Annotated in this window: 19 protein-coding genes; 3 read left to right on the forward strand and 16 right to left on the reverse strand. The window is 69.6% G+C overall.

All coding sequences use genetic code 11. From position 1 onward, the window contains the following. Positions 1 to 60 precede the first annotated feature (60 nt). Both FRZ61_RS05605 and FRZ61_RS05610 read left to right on the forward strand, forming a co-directional pair. On the forward strand, positions 61 to 2430 hold the full coding sequence (locus tag FRZ61_RS05605) for an ATP-dependent helicase (protein ID WP_151115571.1): 2370 nt from the start codon (positions 61 to 63) through the stop codon (positions 2428 to 2430). 7 nt (positions 2431 to 2437) lie between these two features. Beyond that, positions 2438 to 3367 carry a 50S ribosomal protein L11 methyltransferase gene (locus FRZ61_RS05610; protein WP_151115573.1) on the forward strand — a complete coding sequence of 310 codons (930 nt, stop codon included), beginning with the start codon at positions 2438 to 2440 and terminating at the stop codon, positions 3365 to 3367. A gap of 24 nt (positions 3368 to 3391) precedes the next feature. Here FRZ61_RS05610 and FRZ61_RS05615 read toward each other — a convergent pair whose 3' ends face one another. Both FRZ61_RS05615 and FRZ61_RS05620 read right to left on the reverse strand, forming a co-directional pair. Further along, on the reverse strand, positions 3392 to 3781 hold the full coding sequence (locus FRZ61_RS05615) for a hypothetical protein (protein WP_151115575.1): 390 nt from the start codon (positions 3779 to 3781) through the stop codon (positions 3392 to 3394). A 195-nt stretch (positions 3782 to 3976) separates the two neighbouring features. Further along, complete coding sequence (locus FRZ61_RS05620) at positions 3977 to 4621, reverse strand: DUF1127 domain-containing protein (protein ID WP_191909316.1); 645 nt, start codon at positions 4619 to 4621, stop codon at positions 3977 to 3979. 288 nt (positions 4622 to 4909) lie between these two features. On the opposite strand from FRZ61_RS05620, the gene FRZ61_RS05625 reads away from it, so the two are divergent. Further along, positions 4910 to 6904, forward strand: coding sequence for an aminopeptidase P family protein (locus FRZ61_RS05625; RefSeq protein WP_407657941.1), 1995 nt, complete (start codon positions 4910 to 4912; stop codon positions 6902 to 6904). A 54-nt stretch (positions 6905 to 6958) separates the two neighbouring features. Here the strand turns inward: FRZ61_RS05625 and FRZ61_RS05630 are convergent, their stop codons facing one another. The 14 genes from FRZ61_RS05630 to murD all read right to left on the reverse strand — a co-directional run bounded on the left by FRZ61_RS05630 (position 6959) and on the right by murD (position 25320). Further along, positions 6959 to 7882, reverse strand: a complete 924-nt coding sequence (locus tag FRZ61_RS05630) for an IS110 family RNA-guided transposase (RefSeq protein WP_151120677.1) — start codon at positions 7880 to 7882, stop codon at positions 6959 to 6961. A 343-nt stretch (positions 7883 to 8225) separates the two neighbouring features. Next, complete coding sequence (gene ligA / locus FRZ61_RS05635; protein ID WP_151115581.1) at positions 8226 to 10394, reverse strand: NAD-dependent DNA ligase LigA; 2169 nt, start codon at positions 10392 to 10394, stop codon at positions 8226 to 8228. Beyond that, a complete protein-coding gene (gene recN / locus FRZ61_RS05640) occupies positions 10391 to 12055 on the reverse strand; it encodes a DNA repair protein RecN (RefSeq protein WP_151115583.1) in 1665 nt (554 codons plus the stop codon). The genes ligA and recN overlap by 4 nt, the downstream gene beginning before the upstream one ends. 6 nt (positions 12056 to 12061) lie before the next feature. Continuing rightward, complete coding sequence (locus tag FRZ61_RS05645; protein WP_151115585.1) at positions 12062 to 12874, reverse strand: outer membrane protein assembly factor BamD; 813 nt, start codon at positions 12872 to 12874, stop codon at positions 12062 to 12064. A gap of 191 nt (positions 12875 to 13065) precedes the next feature. Continuing rightward, positions 13066 to 13992 carry a UDP-3-O-acyl-N-acetylglucosamine deacetylase gene (gene lpxC / locus FRZ61_RS05650; RefSeq protein ID WP_151115587.1) on the reverse strand — a complete coding sequence of 309 codons (927 nt, stop codon included), beginning with the start codon at positions 13990 to 13992 and terminating at the stop codon, positions 13066 to 13068. A 203-nt stretch (positions 13993 to 14195) separates the two neighbouring features. After that, entirely contained in the window at positions 14196 to 16085 is a 1890-nt protein-coding gene (gene ftsZ, locus FRZ61_RS05655) for a cell division protein FtsZ (RefSeq protein WP_151115589.1), read from the reverse strand. Positions 16086 to 16178: 93 nt separating this feature from the next. After that, a complete protein-coding gene (gene ftsA / locus FRZ61_RS05660) occupies positions 16179 to 17429 on the reverse strand; it encodes a cell division protein FtsA (protein ID WP_225309136.1) in 1251 nt (416 codons plus the stop codon). An 82-nt stretch (positions 17430 to 17511) separates the two neighbouring features. Then, positions 17512 to 18381: a cell division protein FtsQ/DivIB gene (locus tag FRZ61_RS05665; protein WP_151115595.1), complete on the reverse strand. Its 870-nt coding sequence runs from the start codon at positions 18379 to 18381 to the stop codon at positions 17512 to 17514. Next, complete coding sequence (locus tag FRZ61_RS05670; protein WP_151115596.1) at positions 18369 to 19283, reverse strand: D-alanine--D-alanine ligase; 915 nt, start codon at positions 19281 to 19283, stop codon at positions 18369 to 18371. Before FRZ61_RS05670 ends, FRZ61_RS05665 begins: the two co-directional genes overlap by 13 nt. Further along, positions 19280 to 20236 (reverse strand): UDP-N-acetylmuramate dehydrogenase, encoded by a 957-nt coding sequence (murB, locus tag FRZ61_RS05675; RefSeq protein ID WP_151120706.1) that lies wholly within the window; start codon positions 20234 to 20236, stop codon positions 19280 to 19282. Before murB ends, FRZ61_RS05670 begins: the two co-directional genes overlap by 4 nt. Then, entirely contained in the window at positions 20236 to 21678 is a 1443-nt protein-coding gene (gene murC / locus FRZ61_RS05680; protein ID WP_151115598.1) for a UDP-N-acetylmuramate--L-alanine ligase, read from the reverse strand. Before murC ends, murB begins: the two co-directional genes overlap by 1 nt. After that, positions 21675 to 22796 carry an undecaprenyldiphospho-muramoylpentapeptide beta-N-acetylglucosaminyltransferase gene (gene murG / locus FRZ61_RS05685; protein ID WP_151115600.1) on the reverse strand — a complete coding sequence of 374 codons (1122 nt, stop codon included), beginning with the start codon at positions 22794 to 22796 and terminating at the stop codon, positions 21675 to 21677. Before murG ends, murC begins: the two co-directional genes overlap by 4 nt. Continuing rightward, a complete protein-coding gene (locus FRZ61_RS05690) occupies positions 22796 to 23917 on the reverse strand; it encodes an FtsW/RodA/SpoVE family cell cycle protein (RefSeq protein WP_151115602.1) in 1122 nt (373 codons plus the stop codon). Before FRZ61_RS05690 ends, murG begins: the two co-directional genes overlap by 1 nt. Beyond that, complete coding sequence (gene murD, locus FRZ61_RS05695) at positions 23914 to 25320, reverse strand: UDP-N-acetylmuramoyl-L-alanine--D-glutamate ligase (RefSeq protein WP_225309138.1); 1407 nt, start codon at positions 25318 to 25320, stop codon at positions 23914 to 23916. Before murD ends, FRZ61_RS05690 begins: the two co-directional genes overlap by 4 nt. Positions 25321 to 25328: the final 8 nt, after the last annotated feature.

Below are 25328 nucleotides of genomic sequence, written 5' to 3' on the forward strand. Positions count from 1 at the left end.
GCGGCCCGGCCGAAAACGCATCAATCGCTTGGGACGGGCATGCTATAAGCCCTTCCTGTGATGAATTCCGATGACGATTCTCCCCGGCCCGACCCGCGATCCGCACCGGCGGGCGCTCGCCCGCCGCTCTATCTCTCGGCGCTGAACGAGAGCCAGCGCGCGGCGGTCGAGGCGCTGGACGGCCCGGTCCTGGTGCTGGCGGGCGCCGGCACCGGCAAGACGCGCGTGCTGACCACGCGGCTCGCTCATCTCCTGACCACGGGCAAGGCGGGGCCGGGCGATCTGCTCGCGGTCACCTTCACCAACAAGGCGGCGCGCGAGATGAAGGATCGCGTCGCGGCCCTGATCGGACGTCCGGTCGAGGGTTGGTGGCTCGGCACCTTCCATGCGCTCGCCGCGCGCATCCTGCGCAGCCACGCGGAAGTGGTGGGGCTCAAGCCCAACTTCACCATCCTCGATACCGACGACCAGCTCCGGCTGATGAAGCAGATCGTGCAGGCGGCCGATATCGACGACAAGAAATGGCCGGCGCGCGCGGTGCTGCATCAGATCGAGCGCTGGAAGGATCGAGGTCTCGGCCCCGAGAAGATCGGCATCGCCGAGGCCGGCGATTTCGCCGGGGGCAAGGCGCCCGAGATCTACCGCGATTATCAGGAGCGTCTGCGGACGCTGAACGCCGTCGATTTCGGCGATCTTCTGCTGCACAACCTGACGATCTTCCTCTCGCGTCCCGAGATCCTCGAGCGCTACCAGCAGCGCTTCCGCTACATCCTGGTGGACGAGTATCAGGACACCAACGTCGCGCAATATCTCTGGCTGCGGCTCCTGGCGCAGAAGCACCGCAACATCTGCTGCGTGGGCGACGACGACCAGTCGATCTATGGCTGGCGCGGAGCGGAGGTCGGCAACATCCTGCGCTTCGAGCAGGATTTCCCCGGCGCCCGCATCGTCCGCCTCGAGCGCAACTACCGCTCGACCCAGCATATCCTGCGCGCGGCCTCGGACCTGATCGCGCATAACGACGGGCGGCTCGGCAAGACGCTCTGGACCGAGGACGAGCCGGGCGAGAAGGTGATCTTACGGGGTCTCTGGGACGGCGAGGCCGAGGCGCGCTTCGTCTCGGACGAGATCGAGGCGATCGAGCGGCGCGGCGGCTCGCTCGACCAGATCGCGATCCTGGTGCGCGCCGGCTATCAGACCCGCGAGTTCGAAGAGCGGTTCCTCAATGCGGGCATCTCCTATCGCCTGGTGGGCGGCCCGCGTTTCTACGAGCGCCAGGAAATCCGCGATGCGCTGGCTTATCTGCGCCTGGTGCATCAGCCGGCCGACGATCTCGCCTTCGAGCGCGTCGTCAATCTGCCCCGCCGCGGCATCGGCGACAGCACGATGCAGTTGCTGCACCGCTTCGCCCGCGCCAGCGAGATGCCCCTGACCGAGGCCGCGCTGCGGCTCGTCGGCACCGACGAGCTCAAGCCCGCCGCCAAGAAGGCGCTCGGCCGCTTCATGGAGGATCTCGAGCGCTGGCGCGGCTTCGCGCGCGACCTGCCCCACACGGAGCTGGCCGAGCGGTTGCTGGACGAATCCGGCTACACCGCCATGTGGCAGAACGACCGCTCGCCCGACGCGCCGGGGCGGCTCGAGAACCTGAAGGAGCTCGTCGTCGGCATGGCCGAGTTCGACACGCTCGAGGGCTTTCTCGAGCATGTCAGCCTCGTCATGGAGAACGTGACCTCCGAGTCCGAGGCGAAGGTCACCCTGATGACGCTCCACAGCGCCAAGGGCCTCGAGTTCGACTATGTGTTCCTGCCGGGCTGGGAGGAGGGCGTGTTCCCGCATCAGCGGGCGCTCGACGAGACCGGCCTGTCGGGCCTCGAGGAGGAACGGCGCCTCGCCTATGTCGGGCTGACGCGCGCGCGCAAGCGCGCCTGGGTCTCCTATGCCGCCAACCGGCGCATCCACAACCAGTGGCAGAGCCTGATCCCCTCGCGCTTCGTCGACGAGCTGCCCAAGGACGCGATCGACCGGATCGTCGATCCCGGCCTCTATGGCGCCGGCCGCTACGATGCCGGCGGCGAGCCCGACGAATGGCCGCGCAACCGCCTCGGCGAAGAAGGCGGGCGAGGGGCCGGGGGCGGACGCGAGTTCGGCCGCTATTTCTCGGGCGGCAATGCGGGCCGCGGCAATGTCGCGCGCTTCAGCCCGCGCCGCGACGCCTTCGCCCGCGAGCGTCCGCCGCGTCTCATCGAATCGTCTTCGGCCCCCTCGCGTTCCGGCGGCGCCTTCGGCGTCGGCGACCGCGTGTTCCATCTCAAGTTCGGCTACGGCAAGGTCACGGCGGCGGAAGGCGACAAGCTCGAGATCGAGTTCGACAAGGCCGGCACCAAGCGCGTGATGGCGAGCTTCGTCCTTCCGGCCGACCAGGCGGGCTGAGCTTCTGATGGGCAAATCGGCCGCGCCGGCCGCGGACGCTCCGCCGCTCTGGCAATTCCGCATCGAGCTGGCCGCGCGCGACATGGCGGCGATCGAGGCGCTGGAGCAAGCGCTCGAGCCGCAAGCCGTCGCGCTGCTGCGCTTCGAGCGGGCGAAAGGCAAGCGCTGGCGCATCGAGGCGCTCTTCCTCGGCAAGCCCGAGCGTCGCCGGCTCCTCTCGTTGCTGCGCTCGCTGGGGCTGGAGACGCGCGCCTGGCAGCTCGAGCGGCTGCCGGACCGCGATTGGGTGGCCGAGAGCCAGGCGAAGCTGCCGTCGCTGAAGGTCGGGCGCTTCTTCATCCATGGCTCGCATCACAAGGGCGCTGTGCCGCGCGGCAAGCTCGCGCTCGAGATCGATGCCGGCATCGCCTTCGGCACCGGCCGCCACCAGACCACGCGAGGCTGCCTCGAGCTCATCGAATCGCTGGCCGCCACGCCGCCCGGGCGGCCGCTCGATCTGGGTTGCGGCACGGGCATCCTGGCGCTGGCCATGGCCCGGCTCTGGGGCGTGAGAGTGCTGGCCGCGGACAACGATCCGGATGCGGTGAAGGTCACGAAGGAGAATGCCGCGCGCAACGGTCTGAAGCCGCTCGTCCGTGTCCTGCGCAGCGAAGGCTACGAAGCCGCGCTTCTCAAGCGCGCGGCCCCCTTCGATCTGATCGTCGCCAACATCCTGGCGCGGCCCTTGATCGAGATGGCGCCGGATCTGGCGCGCCATCTGGCACCGGGCGGACGCGCGATCCTGTCGGGGCTGCTGATCGAGCAGGAAGGGGAGGTGCTGGCGGCGCATCGCGCGCTGGGTCTGCGCTGCGAGGCACGCCGCCATCATGGCGACTGGTCGGCGCTGCTCCTGCGCAAGCCCAAGGCCCGACGCGGCGTCCGAAAGCGCCGCGCCTGACGATCGAGAACGGCGGCGGCGCGGTCAGAGATCGTCGGGATTGGCCTTCGCCGTCGAGCCGGCGCCGACGATCTTGCCTTCGGAGATCAGCTGGAACCCGTTGCCGTCGCGGCCGAACTGCCAGCATCCCTTGCTGTCGGGCTGGCCCTTGATCTCGAAGCAGAGGGCGTTGTTCTGGATGGTCCAGGTGCCGCTATAGCCGGCGCCCTCGAAGGTGCCGTCGGTCTTGTAGGAATCGCTGAATTCGCCGCGCTTCAGGGTCTGGCCGGTCAAGGTGTGACCGACGATGAGCCGTTGGATCTCGGAACCCATCAGGATCTCCTGGACCCCTTTGGGCGAAGCCTGCAGCGTTGCCGGAATGGCAAACACCGTCACCGCCATGCCCGCAAGCAAGGCCGAACGAAGCCGCGTCATCACACGCCCCCAAGCACAATTTTGTTTGTCGTTGCGGCGGGAGTCACATGTTCCTACGGTCGGCCCGAGCCTGACCGGTGAAGCTCCCCGATGCTCAGAATGGACCGGGATTAAGTCAAAATAAAGACGACGGCCCGGGACCGGGCCGCCGTCTCATTTTAGTCTCTCTTATCAGCGACTTGGTCGCTGACGGGATCAGGCGGCGCGCGGCGCCGGCTTGTCGTTCGCGTTCGCCGGGCGGACCGAGCGGATCGCCAGCTCCTCGGCAACCCAGTCGATATCGCCACGCACGATGCCGATATCGGCCAGCATGTGATTGTCGAGCTGGCCCAGCTCCTTGGCGGCGGCGCGATAGCGGTTCCACACGCGGATGCTGCCGCTCTCGTCGGCGTTACCGGCCCAGACCGGCGCGTCGCCGGTGAGGGCCTTCACGACGGCCGGGATCTCGTCCCGGGTGAGGCCGATGTCCTGCAGCATGCGGTCGTCGAGCGCCATCAGGTTGTGATAGGCGCGACGGCGACGGGCGAGCCGCACGAACGGGCGCACCAGGACGTCCCGGACCAGCGCCTTGATATCCTGGAACAGGGTGCCGTCGACCGGGGCATAGGCCTGGGCGGTGAGCTCGGCCACGCGCTCGGCGTCGCCACGGACGAGCCCGACGTCGGACAGCATCCGCTCGTTCAGCACCGCCAGCTCCTGCATCACCTGATGCTTCCGGGCCGCATGGCGCCAGCGATTGGCGAGCGAGCGGCCGAAGGCGGCGATGCGAGCAAGGGCATCGACAGGGACGACGGAGGCCGGCATCGTCGCGCGGCGGTCCATCGTGAGTTCCAAATCCATCAAGCGAGTCATTTTCGGGTATCCGATCATCTTTCCGAGGCGCTATTGCCTTGTGTTCACGGTGGCAAATATAGGGAGAGCACCTCGTTTTAGGCAGCGGCTTTGCTGCATCGCAGTAATGCTCTAGGCGCATGCATTGACAAAATCTTGACCATTTTTGCATATCGGCTTAACGAATGAGAAAATCTTGTGGCGACGGCAAGGCGCCCTGATGGCAGGGCCTGAATGGCAGGAGAACCGAGCGTGAATCAACCCGTCCAGACCGCCCGCTATGAAGGCGACGCCAGCATGGCCGCCCTCCTGAAGTCGTCAGGATCTCGGTTGGATATCAATAGTCTGCGCCATCTCGTCGCGGGTGTCGTGTCGGCGCCCCGAGGCGAGCGGCCGAAGGACTGGATGGGCCTGGTCGCAAGCCCCCCGAGCCCGGCTCTGGAAACCCAGCTTGCCGCTTTGGAAGCAGAAATAGCCGCTGGGCGGCCAACCGAGCTGGCGGCCCGCGGGGCGGAGCGAGCCGTGCGTCTTGCTGCAGTGCAACAAGAATTGGGCAGGCAGAAGCTGGACGGCTTCCTGGTGCCCCGGGCCGACGAATTCCAGGGCGAGTATGTCCCGCCGCGGGCCGAACGGCTGGCCTGGCTGACCGGCTTCACCGGCTCGGCCGGCCTGGCGCTGGTCCTGGCCAAGCGGGCCGCCGTCTTCGTCGACGGGCGCTACACCCTCCAGGTCCGCGACGAGGTCGATGGCGGGCTCTATGACTACCGCCACATCACCGACGAGCCGGCCGAAGCCTGGCTCGCCCAGCATTTCCCGACCGGTGGGCGCCTGGGCTACGACCCCTGGCTCCATACCCAGGACGGGCTGATCGCGATCCGCGAGGCGGTCGAGCGGCGCCAGGGCCAGCTGGTGCCTTGCGAGCGCAATCCGGTCGACGCGGTCTGGAGCGACCAGCCCGCGGCGCCGATCGCCCCCGTGGTGGTGCATCCGCTGCAATATGCCGGCCGCGAGGCGGCGGAAAAGCGCGCCGCGATCGGCGCCGAGCTGGAGAAGGCGGGCCTCGATGCCGCGGTCATCAGCCAGCCGCCCTCGCTCGCCTGGCTGCTCAATATCCGCGGCGCCGACGTGCCGCGCACGCCGCTGCCGCTGGGTTTCGCGCTGGTGCATCGCGACGGCACGGTCGAGCTCTTCATCGAGCCGCTGAAGCTGGCCCCGGGAATTGAAACCCATCTCGGCAACGGTGTCTCGGTCTCGCCGCCCGCCGAGTTCGGCCGGGCGCTGGACCGGCTCGGCAGCCAGCACCGCCGTGTCCTGGTGGACCGCGGCTCGGGCGCGCTCTGGATCGTCGAGAAGCTGAAAGCTGCGGGCGCGGGCCTGGTCATGGGCGAGGATCCTTGCGCGCTGCCCAAGGCCTGCAAGAACGAGACCGAGCTCGCCGGCATGCGTCACGCCCACCGGCGCGACGGCGTGGCGGTGACGCGCTTCCTCGCCTGGCTCGACGCCCATGCCGCCAAGGGCGAGGTCGACGAGCTGATCGCGGTGGAGAAGCTGGCGCAGTTCCGCCGCCTGGGCGAGCTGTTCCGCGATTTCAGCTTCGACACCATCTCGGGCGCCGGTCCCAACGGCGCCATCGTCCATTACCGCTCGAGCCCGCGCACCAACCGCAAGCTCGAGAGCGGCGAGCTGTTCCTGATCGATTCCGGCGCGCAATATCTGGACGGCACCACCGACATCACCCGCACGGTCGCGATCGGCACGCCCACGCCGGAGATGCGCGACCGCTTCACCCGCGTGCTCAAGGGCCATATCGCGCTGGGCGCCGCGAAGTTCCCGCGCGGTACCTCCGGCAGCCAGCTCGACGCGCTGGCGCGCCGCGCGCTCTGGGAGGTCGGGCTCGATTACGACCATGGCACCGGTCATGGCGTGGGCAGCTATCTCTCGGTGCATGAGGGCCCGCACCGCATCTCGAAGGTGCCGAACCGCGTGGCGCTGCAGCCCGGCATGATCGTCTCGAACGAGCCCGGCTACTACAAGACCGGCGGCTACGGCATCCGCATCGAGAACCTGGTGGCGGTGCAGCCGGAGCCGGCGGCCGAGGGCGGCCTGCCGATGCTCTCCTTCGAGACCCTGACGCTGGCGCCGATCGACCGGCGGCTGGTCGAGACCAAGATCATGACCGCCGACGAGATCGCTTGGCTCGACGCCTATCACAGCCGCGTGCGCGAAAGCCTGACGCCCTTGCTCGATGCAGCGACGGCGACCTGGCTCGCCCAGGCGACGCGGCCGCTATAACCACATCTCTTCCTCTCCACCCGCGTAGCGGGGGGAGAGCGACTGTGTTGCCAGTCAAGCGGTTTGCCAGGGTTTGTTGTCGCGAACCATGGCATTGAGGGTGACGAGCAGCTTTCGCATGCAGGCGGTGATGGCGACCTTGGCCGGCTTGCCGGCCGCCCGCAGGCGAGCATGGAAGGCCTTGATCGCGGGATTGTGGCGAATGGCGGCCAGGGCGGCCATGTAGAGCGTTGCCCGCAAGGCGGCGCGCCCGCCCCAGATGGTGCGCTGGCCGCGCAGGGTGCCGCTGTCGCGATTGAAGGGTGCCAAGCCGACCAAGGCAGCGATCTGACGCCGGGTGAGGCGGCCCAGTTCGGGCAGCTCGGCCAGCAGGGTGCGAGACGCGACATCACCGATCCCTGGGACGCTTTTCAGCAATTCTTCCTTGGCTCGGAAGATCGGGCTGGAGCGCACGGCATTGTCGAGATCCTCGTCGATCCGGTTCAAGGCCTTGCCCAGCCATTCGAGATGAGCATCGAGATCGGCCTTGAGATCGGGCCGGGTCACCTGATGGCGCCGGTTCTTCTCCGCGGTCATCATCTCGACGATCTGGCGCCGGCGGACGATCAAGCCGTTGAGCCGGTCGGTCTCGGCATCGGGCAGAGGCCGGGGTTCCGGCTGGACCGCCTCGGCAAACCGGGCGATCGCCTCGGCGTCGAGCGCGTCAGTCTTGGCCAGGCGGCCCGTGGCGCGGGCAAAGTCACGGACTTGACGCGGGTTGACCACCGCCACCGGCAGCCCGGCCGCCGCCAGCACCGCCGCGGCCCGCAACTGCAGGCCTCCCGTCGCCTCCAGCACGACCAACTTTGGCGCCAGTGCCTTCAGCCGGGCAACCAAAGCCGCCAGACCTTCCTCGTCGCGCGCGACGCTAAAGGCCGCACCCGTCGGCCGGACGTGCACATCCAGCCGAGCCTTCGAAACATCGATCCCAACGAACATTCCCGGTCCCTTTCTGCGGCTCTTCGCCCGACCTTGCAGATACGGGCTCGCAGCGCGGCCCCGGCGACTGTTCGGGCTCGGAGAACCTGCAAGCGGAGCCCCCAGCTCTCCCACGGTCTTCAAAACCAGAGGGTTGACGGGCTTCCGCTTGCAACCGTGTCGATCATTCATGACCGGATACCCTTGTCTAGATACAAGGGTTGGGTGAGGGGGGGTCGAAACATTCTCGGCGGTGGCCGAGCTTGGCATCGGTGTTTGCGATCGAGGATCTGGCCCTACGAGCAAGGCCCCCTCACCTTGGTCCTCTCCCCCACTTTGTGGGGGAGAGGAAAGAGAAGGGGCGTCACCCGCCGATGAGCTCGAGCCACTCCTGCTCGCTCAGCGTCTTGACGCCGAGCTCGGCGGCCTTCTTGGCCTTGGAGCCGGCATCGGCGCCGACCACGACATAGTCGGTCTTGCTGGAGACCGAGCCCGAGACCTTGGCGCCGAGCGATTCGGCCCGGGCCTTGGCCTCGTTGCGGCCCATGGTCTCGAGCGTGCCGGTGAAGACCACGGTCTTGCCCGCCACCGGCGAGTTGCCGAGCTTGGGCGCCTTGAAGGGCTGGACCTCGATCTCCTTCTCCAGCTCCTTCAGCACCTCGCGGTTATGCTTCTCGGCGAAGAACTCCACGATGTCGTTGGCGACCGAGGGGCCGATGCCCTCGATATCGTCGAGATCGCGGATGGCAGGGCTGAGGCTCGCGGCCAGCTGCCAGACGTCGAGCGGCAACTCGTCGCTCGATTGCTTCGCGGCCTTCTCCAGGCCTTGGCTCGCCTCGATCATGGCGTCCCGCCAGCTGGCCAGGGTCTCGTAATGCCGGGCCAGGAGCTTCGCGGTCTGGTCGCCGACCTGGCGGATGCCCAGCGCATAGATGAAGCGATCGAGGGGGATCCGGCGGCGCGCGTCGATCGCGTCCAGGAGCTTCTTGACCGACTGCTCGCCCCAGCCTTCGCGCCCGAGCAGCGCGTCACGGTGCTTGTGCAGGCGGTAGATGTCGGCCGGCGTCTTGAGCCAGCCCTCGTCCCAGAACGCCTGGATATGCTTCTCGCCCATCCCCTCGATATCCGCGGCGCCGCGGCTGACGAAATGGCGCAGCCGCTCGACGGCCTGCGCCGAGCAGATCAGTCCGCCGGTGCAGCGGCGCGCGGCCTCGTCGATCTCGCGCACCGCCAGGCTGCCGCAGACCGGGCATTTTTGCGGAAACCGATAAGGCTTCGAATCCCGGGGCCGCCTTTTCTTGACGACCTCGACCACCTGCGGGATCACGTCGCCGGCCCGCTGCACGATGACCCAGTCGCCCTCGCGGATATCCTTGCGCTCGATCTCGTCCTCGTTATGGAGCGTCGCGCGCGAGACCACGACGCCGCCGACCGTGATCGGCTGGAGCTCGGCCACCGGCGTCAGGGTGCCGGTGCGGCCGACCTGGATGCGGATCTGGTTGAGCCGGGTCTCGGCGCGCTCGGCCGGGAACTTGTGGGCCAGCGCCCAGCGCGGCGCCCTGCCGACGAAGCCCAGCCGCTGCTGCCAGTCGCGGCGGTTCACCTTGTAGACGACGCCGTCGATGTCGTAGTCGAGCTGCGCGCGCCGCTCGCCGATCCGCTCATAGAAGGCGAGCAGCGCCTTTTCGCTCTCGCAGCGCTCGATCAGCGGATTGACGGTGAAGCCCCATTCCCGCAGGCGCTCGAGGAAGGCCCAATGGGTCTTGCAGTCGTCGGTGGCGCCGCTGGTCTCGCCCTCGGTATAGGCGAAGAAATGCAGCGGCCGTCGGGCGGTGATGGTGGGGTCGAGCTGGCGCACGCTGCCGGCGGCGGCGTTGCGGGGATTGGCGAAGACCGGCTCGCCTTCGGCCTCGCGGCTCTTGTTGAGCTTCTGAAAATCGACGTGGCGCATATAGACTTCGCCGCGCACCTCGATGAGCTTGCCCTGATGGCGGCCTTTCAGCTGCTTGGGCAGGTCGGCAATGGTGGCGAGATTGCGCGTGATGTCCTCGCCCACCGTGCCGTCGCCGCGCGTGGCGCCCTGGACGAAATGACCGTCCTCGTAGGTCAAGGCCGCCGAGAGCCCGTCGATCTTGGGCTCGGCCACCATCTCGATATCGCCGTCCTCCGGCAGCTTGAGGAAACGGCGGATGCGGCCGAGGAAGTCCGTCACGTCCTCGGTGCTGAAGCCGTTGTCGAGCGAGAGCATCGGGCGGCTGTGCGTCACCTTGGCGAAGCCGCTCGCGGGTGCCGCGCCGACGCGTGCAGACGGGCTGTCGCCGCGCTTCAGTTCCGGGAAGCGTTTCTCGATCGCCCGGTTGCGGGCCACCAGCGCGTCATACTCGGCGTCCGAGATCTCGGGCGCGTCCTTCTGGTGATAGAGCTGGTCGTGATGCGCGATCTCGGCGGCCAGGCGCGCGAGCTCCGCTTCCGCCTGGGCGCGGGTCAGCTCCTCGACCGCCGCCGCCTTCTTCGCCGCGGGCTTCTTCGTCATGCGGTTCCTGCCATCAGCCGGTCGGCGGCGGCCCGGGCCTCGTCGGTCACCTTGGCGCCGGAGAGCATGCGCGCGATCTCCTCGCGCCGGCCCCGATCGTCGAGCGGCTCGACCTCGGTGCGCGGGCTCTTGCCCAGGGTCTTATGCACCCGCCAATGGTGGCTGCCCAGGGCCGCCACCTGTGGCGAATGGGTGACGACGATCACCTGCAGATCGTCCGCCAGGCGCTTGAGCCGGGCGCCCACGGCCGCGGCGGTGGCGCCGCCCACGCCGGCATCGACCTCGTCGAAGATGAGGGTCGAGACCGGATCGCTGCCGGCGAGCACCACGCGCAGCGCCAGCATCAGCCGCGACAGCTCGCCGCCCGAGGCGACCTTGCCCAGGGGGCCGGGCTCGGCGCCGGGCATGGTCGCGATCTCGAAATGCACCCGCTCCAGGCCGTTCGGACCCCATTGCGCGTCGGGCAGCGCCTCCAGCCGGGTGCGGAACAGCGCCTTCTCCAGCTTGAGGGGCGCCAGCTCGGCATTGACACGGCGGTCGAGCTTGCGCGCGGCGTCGCCGCGGCCCTTGGACAGGGCCTCGGCCGACTTGCGATAGGCGGCGCCGGCGTCGGCCTCGCGCCGGCCCAGTTCCGCGAGCCCGCCCGACTGGTCGTCGAGCGCCTCGAGCTGGGCCTCCATCTCCGCCAGCAGGGCGGGCAGGGCCTCGACTGCGCGGTTATGCTTGCGCGCCTGCTCGCGCAGCGCGAAGAGCCGTTCCTCGACCTTCTCGAGCCGGCCCGGATCGGCATCGAGCGCCGCCGCCACGCTCTGGAGCGCATGCACCGCCTCGGCGAGCTCGCTGGCTGCGCGGTCGAGCGCCGCCAGCACCGGCTGCAGCGCGTCGCCCGCCTTCTCGGCGATACGGTCGAGCCGTCGCTGCGCCTGGGCCAGCCGCTCGTCGGCGCTGCCGTCGCCGCTGATGGCTGTCAGCGCGCCGGTGAGCGCCTCGCCCAGCTTCTCGCGGTTCATCAGCATGCTGCGCTCGTTGGCGAGCGCCGTCTCCTCGCCGGCTTCGGGCCTGAGCGCCGCCAGCTCGGTCACGGCGTGGCGCAGGAATTCCTCGTCGCGGCGCGCCGCCGCCAGCCGCGCTTCGGCCGCCTCGCGCGCGGCCTTCGCCCTCTGCCAGTCCTGCCAATGGGCCGCCGCCTGGCGCGAGGCGGCGCGCAAGCTTCCGAAGGCGTCCAGCAGGTCGCGGTGGGTCGCCGAATCCATCAGCCCGCTCTGGCTCGCCTGGCTCGCGATCTCGACCAGGGTCTCGCCCAGGCGCTTGAGCAGCCCGACGCTGACCGGCTCGTCATTGACGAAGGCGCGGCTGCGCCCGTCGCGGCCGAGCTGGCGGCGCAGGATGAGCGCCGGCTCGACCGCCAGCCCCTGCTCGGCCAGCAGCGCATTGGCGGGGTGGGAGGCGGGCAGATCGAACTCGGCGGTGACGCTGGCCTGCTCGGCGCCGGGGCGCAGCAGGCCGGCATCGGCCCGCTCGCCCAGCGCCAGTCCCAGCGAATCCAGCAGGATCGACTTGCCGGCGCCGGTCTCGCCGGTCAGCACGGAGAGGCCCGGCGCAAAGGAGAGATCGAGCCGGTCGATCAGAACGACATCGCGGATGGCGAGGCCGACCAGCATGCAGGTTCAGAAGATGGCGTTGAGCCAGGAACCTTCCTTGCGCTCCGGTTCCAGATCGTGACTCGTCAGGAGCGCGTAGGAGTCCTGATACCAGTCGCTGCCAGGGAAGTTATAGCCCAGCACCGCGCCGGCGGTCTGGGCTTCGTCGTTGACGCCCAGCGCCAGATAGCATTCGACCAGGCGCGACAGGGCCTCCGGCACATGGGTGGTGGTCTGGAAGCGCTCGATGACGGTGCGGAACCGGTTGATCGCCGCGACCCACTGGCCGCGCGTCTCGTAATAGCGGCCGATCTCCATCTCCTTGCCGGCCAGATGGTCGCGGGTCAGGTCGAGCTTGAGCGAGGCGTCGCGCGCATAGTCGGTGTTGGGGAAGCGGGCCACCACCTCGGCCAGGCTCTGCAGCGCCAGCTCGGTGTTCTTCTGGTCGCGGCCGACGTCGACGATCTGCTCGTAATAGCAGAGCGCCTTGAGGTAGTAGGCGTAGGGCGCGTTGCGATGGCCGGGATGGAGGTCGAGGAAATGCTCCACCCCGATGATGGCGTCGTCATACTCGTTGTTGACGTAGTGCGCGTAGGCCGACATCAGCTGCGCCTGGGTGGCCCAGGTCGAGTAGGGATGCTGCCGCTCGACCTCGTCGAACATCTTCGCGGCCTGCTTGTACTGGCCGGTCTGGATCAGATCGTAGCCCTGGTTGTAGAGCACCTCGGGCGGTTGATCGGGGACCTGGGGTTCGTCCGAGCTGCAGGCGCCGAGCGCGAGGCCGGCCAGGAGAACGAGAGCGGCCAGCGCGGGCCGGCGGGAAAAGATCGGGGTCGGCATCGGTTTCTTTGCTGCCTCGGCACATTCAAGTCGCTGGCCCGCCTGACAAATTCACGCTTCCGCCAAGCCGGCTTCGGGGCCCGACTATAGGGCTCCGGCAGCGGCCCCTCAAGCGCCGGCCGGAAGGGCGGGCCAGGGGCGTCGGCGGACGGGAAAAATGGCGGAAGGCCGCCCTTCCGGGCGGGCCGGGGCTACTCGGCGGCGGTGGCCCGCGAGGGCTGTTCCTCGAGAATCGGGGCCCAGTCCCAAGCCTCGGAGTCGGCAAAGAGGGCCGCCAGCAGCCGGTGATGCAGCCTGTGGCCCGAGCGCCGGCCTTCGAAGCGGGCCTTGAGCGGCGCGCCGGCGAGCGCCATGTCGCCGATCACGTCGAGCGCCTTGTGGCGGGCGAGCTCGTTGGCATAGCGCAGGCCGCCCTCGTTCAGCACCTTGCCGTCCGACACCACGACCGCGTTGTCGAGCGACGCGCCCCGGGCCAGGCCGGCGGCCCTGAGCGCCTCGGCATCGGCGAGGAATCCATAGGTGCGGGCCCGGGCGATCTCGGCCCTGAACCCGTCGGCGGTGACCCGGCCGCAATAGCTCTGGGGCGAGAGGTTGCCGGGACCGTAATCGACCTCGATCGCGACGGTGAACGCATCGGCCGGATGGAGCGCCACGCGGCGCTCGGCATCCTCGATCATCACGGTCTTGCGCACGGCGATGGCGCGGCGCGGCGACGGCTGCGGGACGGTGCCGGCGCATTCGATCAGGAACAGGAAGGGGGCGGCGCTGCCATCCATGATCGGCAGCTCGGGCGCATCGACCGCGATCTCGGCATTGTCGACGCCGCAAGCCGACAGCGCGGCCAGCACATGCTCGACCGTGGCCACGCGCGTTCCGGCTTCGTTGCTGAGGGCGGTGCAGAGCGGCAGATCGCAGACCTGCCGCCAATCCGCGGCGATGATCGCCTTGTCGCCGCTGAGATCGGTGCGTCGGAACCGGATGCCGCTGCCGGCCGGCGCCGGATGGATGGTCATGCGGACGGGACGCCCGCTATGCAACCCGATTCCGGAGCAGCTGACGCTGTTGCACAGCGTACGCTGGTGTCCAATGCCAGCGAAGCCGGTCGATATGTCGGGCATGGGCGAGAGACGGTTCCCTGAGCGATCGTGAGAGATCTAGGAAATCGGTCCCGTATAGGTGGTAAGCCGCGGTTCCGATTCGACCGTCAGCCTAGAGGAAGAAAGAACCCCGGGGCCATCGAAAAGGTGATGGCACCCGGGGAAAAGCTGTGGCACCCGCGTCAGGCTTCAGTCATTGCCGTGACGCAATGACGCTCGAAGCCTTAATTGGCTTGCCGACGAAGGAACGCGGGGATTTCGAAGAACTCCTCCTCCGCCCGCGTCGGTGCGATGCGGTCCTTGGGATCCAGGCCCGACAGACGCTGCTGCGCGTCGCCGGCCGCCGCCGGTTGGGTTGCGGCCGGGCGAGGCTGCACAACCGGCTGGGCAGGCATGGCGGGCGCTTGCAGACGCGGTGCCGGCGCCGGCGCCGGAGCAGCGGGAGCCGCAACCGGTGTCGGCGGCATCGCCGCGTCTACTTTGGGCGCCCGACCAAACAAGCCGCCGGTGCCCGTCACCCGTGCGAACAGGTTCGTGCCGCGACGCGGCGCTTCCGGTGCCGCGGGCGCGGCGCCGGAACGGGCCGCGGATGCCGCCATGGTCTGTGCCGCCGGGGCCGTCATGGCGGGCGGGGTCATGGTCGGCGAGGGCATCGACGGGGTCATGGGCGGCATGGCCGGACGGGGTGCCGGTGCCGCCGCCCGTTCGACCGGGGCCGGCGCGATGAAGGGCCGTTCCTCGGCCGGACGGGGCGCCGGCATTTGCGGTGCCGGGGCCATCGTCGGTGCCGGAGCCGCCATCGTCGGCGCCGGGCTCGCGACGGTCGGTGCCGCCGTGCCCGCGAGATCGAAGGCGAGCGACATGCCCGCGTCGGTCTGCGGCTGGGCAGCCGGTGCCGTCATGACCGGCATCGTCATCGGCGGAACCGGTTTCGGCACCTGCATCGCCGGCTGGGTTTCCATCGCCATGGCCAAGGCACCGGCCGTCGCGGGCTGAGCGCTCATGACGGCGGCGGGAACCTCCATCTCGCGGCGTTCGGCACGCAGCACCGGCGGCGCCTCGGCCGGCTGATGGGCCGGCGTGCTGACGACGCGGCCGCCGGCCGCGACGAGGCTGAGGCTGACCGGACGCGGCATCACCTGGCCTGCGGCCTCGATGCCGGTCGCCACCACCGAAATGCGGATCTTGCCGGTGAGGTTCTGGTCGAAGGTCGAGCCGAAGATGATATTGGCCTCGGGATCGACTTCCTCGCGGATGCGGGTTGCCGCCTCGTCGACCTCGAACAGGGTCATGTCCGGGCCGCCGGTGATGTTGATGAGGACGCCGCGGGCGCCCTTCATCGAGACGTCGTCGAGCAGCGGGTTGGAGATCGCCCGCTCGGCCGCGGTCACGGCCCGGCCTTCGCCCTCGGCCTCGCCGGTGCCCATCATCGCCTTGCCCATCTCGGTCATGACCGAGCGGATGTCGGCGAAGTCGAGATTGATCAGGCCCGGCATCACCATCAGGTCGGTGACGCCGCGCACGCCCGAATAGAGCACCTGGTCGGCCATCGCGAAGGCGTCGGCGAAGGTGGTCTTCTCGGTCGCGATCCGGAACAGGTTCTGGTTCGGGATGATGATCAGCGTGTCGACATATTGCTGCAGTTCCTGGATGCCGCTGTCGGCGAGCCGCATCCGGTGCAGGCCTTCGAAGTGGAACGGCTTGGTGACGACGCCGACGGTCAGGATGCCGTGCTCGCGCGCGGCGCGGGCCACGACGGGAGCGGCCCCGGTGCCGGTGCCGCCGCCCATGCCGGCGGTGATGAACACCATGTTCGAGCCGGCCAGCTCCTCGATCACGCTGTCGATCGATTCCTCGGCCGCGGCGCGGCCGATGTCGGGACGCGAGCCCGCGCCCAGACCCTGGGTGATGCCATGGCCGAGCTGGATGCGGCGCGCGCATTGCGACTGGGCGAGCGCCTGGGCGTCGGTGTTGGCGATGATGAATTCGACCCCCTCGAGGTTCGAGCGGATCATGTTGCTGACGGCATTGCCGCCGGCGCCGCCGACACCGATCACGGTGATGCGCGGCTTGATCTCATGCGGGTTGTTCGGCAGAGACAGGTTCAACGTCATGTACGGCCTCCATTCATGACACGGGTGTGTCGGCGCCGGTTGATCCGACGCCGGTTATGCCGGGTCTTGCCAGGGACCCGGTATGGGGTGAGCTCAAAAATTGACACGGAGCCAGTTGCCCAGCCGGCCGATGAAGCCGGCGGCCTCTCCTTGTTGGGTTGCGTAACGCGATTCGGTGCGCGGCAGCCGGAGCGCCGATTGCTGCGCATAGACGAGCAGGCCGGCAGCGGTGGCGAAGGCGGGACCGCCCGTCGCCTCGGCGAGCCCTGCGATGCGGATCGGGCGGCCCATGCGCACCTGCTTGTCGAGGATGGCCGAGGCCAGCTCGCGCAGGCCCGCCAGCTGCGAGGCGCCGCCGGTGAGCACGACGCGCCGTCCGGCGATCTTGTCGAAGCCGCTCTGCTCCAGGCGCTGGCGCACCAGCTCGAAGGTCTCCTCGAGGCGCGGCTGGATGATGCCGACCAGCATCGAGCGGGCGATGGTGTTGCCCTCGACCGCGTCTTCCTCGCCGACCAGCGGCACGGTGATCATCTCGCGCTCGTCGGAGGGCGAGAGCATGCAGTTGCCGTAGAGCGTCTTGAGCCGCTCGGCATGGGCGAGCGGCGTCGAGAGCCCGCGCGCGATGTCGTTGGTCACATGGGCGCCGCCCACGGGGACGATGTCGGTATAGACGACGTTGCCGTCGAAGAAGACGGAGAGGGTGGTGGCGCCGCCGCCCATGTCGATCACGGTCACGCCCAGGTCGCGCTCGTCGTCGACCAGCGTGGCGAGGCCGGCGGCATAAGGCGAGACCACCAGCGCGCCGATCTCGAGATGGCAGCGGGCGATGCAGCTCGTCAGGTTGCGCACGGCGCCCGCCTGCGCGGTCACGACATGCATGTCGACGCCGAGCTTCTCGCCGAACATGCCGCGCGGATCGCGGATGCCGCTGCTGCCGTCGATCGAGTAGCGGATCGGGATCGAATGGATCAGCCGGCGCTCGCCCTGGGCGTCGAGCATGCCGCCCTGTTCCAGCACGCGCCGGAGGTCGCCGTCGCCGATCTCGTGGCCGGCGATCTGGACCTCGACGCCCACCGTCTGCGAGGCCGGATAGCCGCCCGAGAGATTGACGATCACCTCATGGATGGTCTCGCCCGCCATCTCCTCGGCGGCATGGACCGCGCCGAGGATCACCGCCTCGGCCTGTTCCATGTCGACGATGGCGCCGCCGCGCACGCCGCGCGACACCTGGTGGCCGATGCCGGTCACCCGCGGGCGGCCGTCTTCCTCCAGCCGCGCGATGAAGCAGCAGATCTTGCTGGTCCCGACATCGAGTGCCGCGACCGTCCCGCTGCGCGACGCCATTCTCGGCTTCCTCATGCCCAACGCCCCTGTTCTTCCCTTTGTGCCGGCCTTGCCGTCGGACCGCCGGCCCGCTTCCCGTTCGTCATGTGTCGCTCCCGGGCGCCGTGGGCTTGGCGGCCGCGGGCTCCGAGCCCGGCGCCAGCCGCACCACCATGCGGTCGGGCAGTCTGAGATCGATGGTCGAAAGATCGCGCTTGAGCAGGCCCTGCTCGCGCTCGAGGCGCGCCAGCTGGAGCCACGCGGCCGTCGGATTGGTCTCGGGCAGCTTCACGTCGACACCGTTGTCGAGCCGCAGGTTCCAGCGCCGGTCGCCGACCCAGACCGCGGCCTTGACCCGCGCCTTGAGCTCGGGCTCGAGCCCCAGCATCGCCACCAGGTCGGACGCATGCTGCGGGGCGTTGTCGCCGACCAGCACCAGGAGCTGGCTGAAGCGGCCGGGGTCGGAGGCGGCGATGGCCTCGCCCTCGCGATCCACCAGATAGAACTTGCCGTCGCGCTGCCACAGCGCGAAGGGCGCGAACTCGTCGATATGAACCTTGAGATTGCCGTCGAGCCCGCGATGCACGCTGGCGCTCTTGACCCAGGGCAGATTCTCGACGCGGGCGCGGATCGCCGCGGGATCGAGCGCCAGGATCGGCGTGCCGCGATCGGCGCCGATCGCGGCCAGCAGCTCCTCGGGCGGCGTCTGCTCGCGGCCATCGACCGTGACGCTCTGCAGCGTCAGGCCCAGATGGCCGGAGAGCGTCACCATGCCGTCGCCGAGCGTCGTGCCCTGGCGCTGGATCCATTCGGAAGGCCACAGCATCCAGCCGGCGCCGGCGATCGCGAGCAGCACGGCACCGATCGCGGCCTGGCGCTGGAGGCGCTGCCGGCGCAGGCTGCGCGGATCGCGCCGCGGCTTCGCCTTGGCGCGCGGCTGGGAAGCGCGGGGCTTGGCGGTCACGCGTCGCATTGCGCGTTCTCCACCATCCAGCTCACCAGCGCGCGGAACGAGATGCCGGCATGCTTGGCCTGCTCGGGCGCCAGCGACAGCGGCGTCATGCCCGGCTGGGTGTTGACCTCGAGCAGATAGAGGTGCTCGGGGCCCTCGCCCTTGGTGTCGTCGTAACGGAAGTCGCTGCGCGAGACGCCGCGGCAGCCGAGCACCTGGTGGGCGGCGAGCGCCATCGCCAGCGCCGCGTCATAGACCTTCGCCGGCAGAGGGGCGGGCACCAGATGCTGGGTGATGCCGTCGGTATATTTCGCTTCGTAATCGTAGAAGTTGGTCTTGGACTTGAGCTCGGTGACGGCGAGCGGGCGGTCGCCCATCACGGCGACGGTGAGCTCGCGGCCGGCGATATAGGGCTCGACCAGGGCGGCCGAGCCGTAGGACCAGCTCGTGGCGGGGGGAACATTGTCGCCCTGACGCACGATGCGCACGCCCACGCTGGAGCCCTCGTTATAGGGCTTCATCACATAGGGCCGCGCCATCGGCTCGCCCTTGGCGAACTCCTCGCGCGTGACGAGCCGGCCGCCGGGGCAGCGCAGCCCCGCCGCCTGGAACACGCGCTTGGCCATCGGCTTGTCCATGGCGAGCGCCGAGGCCAGCAGGCCGGAGTGGGTGTAGGGGATGCCCATCAGGTTGAGCACGCCCTGGACGCAGCCATCCTCGCCCCAGCGCCCGTGAAGCGCGTTGAACACCACATCGGGGTGCGGATCGAGCGCCGCGATCAGGGCCGTCACGTCGCGGCCGGCATCGATCGTGGTCACGTCATAGCCTTCGGCGCGCAGCGCCTCGGCACAGGCCTTGCCGCTCACCAGCGAGACCTCGCGCTCGGCGGAAGCCCCGCCCATCAGCACGGCGACGCGTTTCATGCGCGCACCTCCGGTCCGCTGGTTGCCGGCCGGCCGATGCGCCGGATCTCCCATTCGAGCGTCACGCCGGTCTTCTCCTTCACGCGCCGGCGCACGTCCTCGCCCAGCGTCTCGATATCGGCGGCCGTGGCGTCGCCGGTGTTGATGAGGAAATTGCAGTGGCGCTCGGAAACCTGCGCGCCGCCGATGCGCAAGCCCCGGCAGCCGGCCTCGTCGATGAGCTGCCAGGCCTTGCGGCCGCGCGCTTCGGGGCCGGCGGGATTGGCGAAGGTGCTGCCGCCGGTGCGGGTGCGGATCGGCTGGCTCTCCTCGCGCGTCTTCTGGATCTCGGCCATGCGGGCCTGGATCGCGGCCGGCTCGTCGCGCCGCCCCTGGAGCAGGGCGCCGGTGAAGATCCAATCCTCGGGCAGATCGCAATGGCGGTAGGAGAAGCCGAAATCCCGGTGCGCCAGCCGGTGCAGCCCGCCGCCGCCGTCGAGCGCCTCGCCCTCGATCACCACGTCGGTCATCTCGCGGCCATAGGCGCCGCCATTCATGCGCAAGGCGCCGCCGATGGTGCCGGGAATGCCCGAGAGGAACTCGAGGCCGGCGAGGCCGGCATCGCGCGCGGCGATCGCGACATTGAGGTCGAGCGCGCCGGCGCCGGCGCGGATGCGGTCGTCTTCGGTCTCGATGCGCGCGAACTCGCGGCCGAGCCGGATCACGACGCCGGGCACGCCGCCGTCGCGCACGAGCAGGTTCGAGCCGACGCCGATCACGGTGACGGGCAGGCCCTGGGGCTTGCCGGCGAGGAAGGCCGCGAGATCGTCGCGGTCGGCCGGGCGGAACATGATCTCGGCCGTCCCGCCGACGCGGAACCAGGTGATGCCCGCCAGCGGCGCGTCCGCGGTCAGCCGTCCGCGCACGGGCGGCAATCCGGCCAGGGGATCGGTGGGGCGCTTGGCGGCGGCCATCATTCGCCCGCTCCCTTGAAAGTCTTGGGCTGGCTCGCCTGCAGCGCCTTGAGCTGCTCGGGGAGCGCGTTCGCCCAATAGGTGATGCTGCCGGCGCCGAGGCAGACGACGAGGTCGCCCGGCTGCGCCCGCTCGTGGATCATGGCCGGCAGGGCTTCGGGATTGGGCAGCGGCGAGACATGGCGATGGCCGCGGTTCTGCAGGCCCGCGACCAGCGCATCGCGGCTGGCGCCCTCGATCGGCGCCTCGCCCGCGGTATAGACGTCGGCCACGATCACCTCGTCGGCGTCGTTGAAGCAGGCGCAGAATTCCTCGAACAGGTTCTTGAGCCGGGTGAAGCGGTGCGGCTGCACCACGGCGATGACGCGGCCTTGCGTCGCGCCGCGCGCGGCGCGCAGCACCGCCGCGATCTCGACCGGGTGGTGACCGTAATCGTCGATCACGGTGATGCCGCCGGCCTCGCCCGTGCGGGTGAAGCGGCGCTTGACGCCGGCGAAGGAGCCGAGCCCCTTGCGGATGATGTCGTCGCCGATGCCCATCTCGTGCGCGACGGCAATGGCGGCCAGCGAGTTCTGCACGTTGTGGGCACCATGCATCGGCAGATGGAGGCGCTCGATGCGGCGCTCCTCGTGCTGGTGGCGATCCTGGATGACGACATCGTAGGTGGCGCCGGCCGGCCCGACCTCGACATTGACCGCGCGCACCAGCGCCTGCGGGCTCATGCCGTAGGTCACGATGCGCCGGTCGGACACGCGCGGGATCATGGCCTGCACCACCGGATGGTCGATGCAGAGCGTGGCGAAGCCGTAGAAGGGGATGTTCTTGACGAACTCCTCGTAGGCCCGGTTCATCGCCTCGACCGTGCCGTAGAAATCGAGATGCTCGGGGTCCATGTTGGTGACGATGACGATCGTCGCCGGCAGCTTGACGAAGGTGCCGTCGGATTCGTCGGCCTCGACCACCATCCAGTCGCCCGAGCCCAGCCGCGCGTTGGTGCCGTAGCTGTTGATGATGCCGCCGTTGATGATGGTGGGATCGAGCCCCGCGGCGTCGATGAGCTGGGCGACCAGCGAGGTCGTGGTGGTCTTGCCATGCGTGCCGCCAATCGCGACCGACCATTTGAGCCGCATCAGCTCGGCCAGCATCTCGGCGCGGCGCACCACCGGCAGGAACCGGGCGCGCGCCTGGACGACCTCGGGATTCTCCGGCTTGATCGCCGAGGAGACGACCACCACCTCGGCCTGGCCCAGATTCTCGGCCTTGTGGCCGATCTCGACGGGGATACCCAGCGTCCGGAGGCGTTTCACGTTGCCGCTGTCGGCCGCATCCGAGCCCTGCACCCGGTAGCCCAGATTGTGCAGGATCTCGGCGATGCCGCTCATGCCGATGCCGCCGATGCCGACGAAATGGATGATGCCGATGTCGAGCGGAAGGGCCCTCATGCGGCCTCCTTCCCGGCGCTCTGCGGCGCCAACGATTCGGCGAGATCGGCGAGCCGTTCGGCCGCGTCGACATGGGCGAGCCGGCGCGAGGCCGCCGCAGCGGCGGCGAGCTGCTCGGGATGAACGAGCAGCGCCGTCAGCCGCTGGGCCAGCGCCTCGGGGGTAAACTCGGATTCGGTCATGACCCAGGCCGCACCCGCCTCCGCCATGGCGCGGGCATTGGCGGTCTGGTGGTCGTCGGCGGCGAAACGATAGGGCACCAGGATCGCCGGACGTCCGGCCGCCTGGAGCTCGGCCACGGTCGAGGCGCCCGAGCGGGCGATCATGAGATGCACGCGCGCGAGCCGGGCCGGCATGTCGGCGAAGAAGGGCTTGAGCTCGGCGGCGAAGCCCAGCTTGCGGTAGGTGGCGGCCACGGCGTCGAGATCCTCGGCGCGGCATTGCTGGGCCAGACGCAGGCGGGCGCGCTCCGGCGCTCCCAGCTTCTCGAGGGCGGCCGGGATCACTTGCGACAGGATGCGGGCTCCCTGGCTGCCGCCGATGACGAGGAGCTCCAGCACGCCGCCGGGCGCGGGCGCCACATATGTACTGTGGCTCAGGGCCGCGATCGCCGGGCGGACCGGGTTGCCGGTCAGCACCGCATGTTTCCGGCCGGCGGCGGAGAGGGCGCCGACCTGCTCGAAGCAGGTGGCGATGCGCTGGGCGCGGCCGGCCAGCAGGCGGTTGGCGCGGCCCATCACGGCGTTCTGCTCGTGGAGCAGCAGCGGCACGCGGGCATGGGAGGCCGCGAGCATGGCCGGGACCGAGGCGTAGCCGCCGAAGCCCACCGCCAGCGCGGGCCGGGCCGCGCGGACGATCTTGCGGGCCTCGAAATAGCCTTGGGCCAGGCGCATCAGGCCGCTGAGCCGGTCGGCGAGGCGCTTGCCGGCGAGAGCGCCGGCCGCGATGCGCCGGGTCTCGACCTCGGGGAGCCGGTCGCCGAAGCCCTGGCCGCGCTTGTCGGTCACCAGCATGACGCGCCGGCCGCGCTTGAGCAGGGCGGCCGCGAGCGCCTCGGCCGGGAACATATGCCCGCCCGTGCCGCCGGCCGTCAGAAGGATGGGAGCGATGGCGCTCATCATTCCTCCCCCAGCCCGACGCGCCGGCGCGTCAGCGCCAGCAGCATGCCGATCGAGAGCGCGCAGGCGAGAAGCGACGAGCCGCCATAGCTGATGAAGGGCAGCGTCATGCCCTTGGTCGGCATCAGATGCAGGCTGGAGGCCATGTTGACCACGGCCTGGAGCCCGAAGGTCACCAGCAGGCCCGCCGCCGCCAGCAGCACGAAGAGGTTGCGCTCCTGCAGCAGGCGGGCGATGCCGCGGGCCATGACGAAGGCGAAGAGGGCCACGATGAAGAGGCAGACGATGGCGCCGAGCTCCTCGCCCGCGACCGCGAACACGAAATCGGCATGGGCGTCGGGGAGCACCATCTTGACCGTGCCTTCGCCCGGGCCCTGGCCGAACAGGCCGCCATTGCGGAAGGCGTCGAGCGCGCGGTCGACCTGGTAGCTGTCGCCCGCGGCCGGATTGAGGAACCCGTTCACGCGCTCGGTCACATGCGGGAACAGGAAATAGGCGCCGACCAGCCCCATCACGCCCACGCCGGCCAGCGCGCCGACCCAGAGCAGGGGCAGGCCCGCGAGGAAGAACTGGGCGAACCAGGTGCAGCTCACCACCACGGTCATGCCGAGGTCGGGCTGGGCCATCAGCACGACCACCACCAGGAGATAGAGCGCGATCGAGATCAGGTTGCCCGGGATCCGGTCCGGCCCGTGCTGGGCCGAGAACATCCAGGCGGCCACGACCGCGAAGCAGGGCTTCACGAACTCGGAGGGCTGCAGCGAGAAGCCGGCGAGGTCGAGCCAGCGGGTGGCGCCCTTGATCTCCTGGCCCATGAAGAGGGTCATGACCGTCAGGCCCAGGAACAGGAGGAAGCCGAGCGTCGCGGCGCGCCGGATCGTGCGCACGCTCATCAGCGAGGTCGCGACCAGGATCGCGATTGCGATCGGCAGGAGCGCGAAGTGGTGGCGCACCAGGCTGAAGCTGTCGAGGCGGATGCGGGTGGCGACGGCCGGGCTCGCCGCCAGGCTCATCATCATGCCGATGCCGATCAGCAGGCCGACGGCCGCCAGCGTCCAGCGGTCGACGGTCCACCACCAGCGGCCCAGGATGCTGCGGTCGTTGCGGGCGAAGGTGCTCACGAAGCCCTCCGCGGGCCGCCGGCCCCGAGCTTGAGCACGAGCTGGCGGAAGACGTCGCCGCGCTGCTCGAAATTGGCGAACTGGTCGAAGGAGGCGCAGGCCGGCGAGAGCAGCACCACGGCGCCCGGCCGGCGGTCCTTCTGGGCCTGGGCGTGGGCGGCCGCGACCGCGCGGTCGAGCGTGCCGCATTCGGTGGCGGCGACCTGGCCCTTCAGGGTCTTGGCGAAGGCGGCCGAGGCCTCGCCGATCAGATAGGCATGGGCGATGCGCGGGAAGAGCGGCTTCAGGCTCTCGATGCCGCCTTCCTTGGGCTTGCCGCCGAGGATCCAGTAGATCGGCTGGTAGCAGACCAGCGCCTTCTGGGTGGCGTCGGCGTTGGTGGCCTTGCTGTCGTTGACATAGCGGACATCGCCGATGGTCGCGATCAGCTCCTGGCGATGGGCGAGGCCGGGATAGCTTTCGATGCCCTCGAGGATCGGCGCCCGCGCGAGGCCCAGCGCCCGCATGGCGGCGTAAGCGGCGGCCGCGTTCTGCCAGTTATGCTCGCCGGGCAGCGTGGCGACGCCCGCGAGGTCGAGCACGGCCTCGGCCTTGCCGTCGAGATCGTCCACCAGCTTGCCGCTGGCGCCGGAGACTCCGCCGGGAGCGGGTCGAATCGAAGAGATCGGCACGACTCGCGGGCCCTTGCGCGCGGCGATTCGGGCCTGGAGCTGGCGGCTGGGCTCGTCATCGATGCCGATGATGGCCGTGTCCTCGGCGGTCTGGCGCCGGAAGATGCGCTCCTTGGCGGCGATATAGCCGCCCATATCGCCATGGCGGTCGATATGGTCGGGCGTGATGTTGAGCAGGACCGCCGCCGTAGGCTTCAGCGAGGGCGTGATCTCGAGCTGATAGGAGGAGAGCTCCAGCACATAGATGCCGGCGGCCCCCATCGCGGGCAGGGCCAGCGCCGGCGTACCTATATTGCCGCCGACCGCGACCTGCCGGCCGGCCGAGGCCAGGATATGGCCGGTCAGCGCCGTGGTGGTCGATTTGCCGTTGGTGCCGGTGATGGCGAGGAGCCGCGCATGGGGCTGGGCCCTGAGCAGCAGCTCGACATCGCCGATGATCGGCCGGTTCGCGGCCTTGGCCTGAGCCGCCACCGGGTGGGGCTTGGGGAAGCTGTGCGGAATGCCGGGGCTCAGGACCAGCGCCTCGATCCGCCGCCAGTCGGCGCTGGCGAGATCGACCGGCTCGATCCCTTCGGCCGCGAGCTTCGCGCGCGCCTCGGCCGAATCGTCCCAGGCCCAGACCGTGGCGCCGCCGGCCTTGAGCGCCTTCGCCGCCACGAGCCCGGACTTGCCCAGGCCGAGAACGGCGAAGGTATGGCCGGCGAGACCGGGAATGCGGATGAGGTCGGTCAAGCGCGCTT

The organism is Hypericibacter adhaerens (genome assembly GCF_008728835.1).
In the GTDB taxonomy this organism is placed as follows: Bacteria; Pseudomonadota; Alphaproteobacteria; order Dongiales; family Dongiaceae; genus Hypericibacter; species Hypericibacter adhaerens.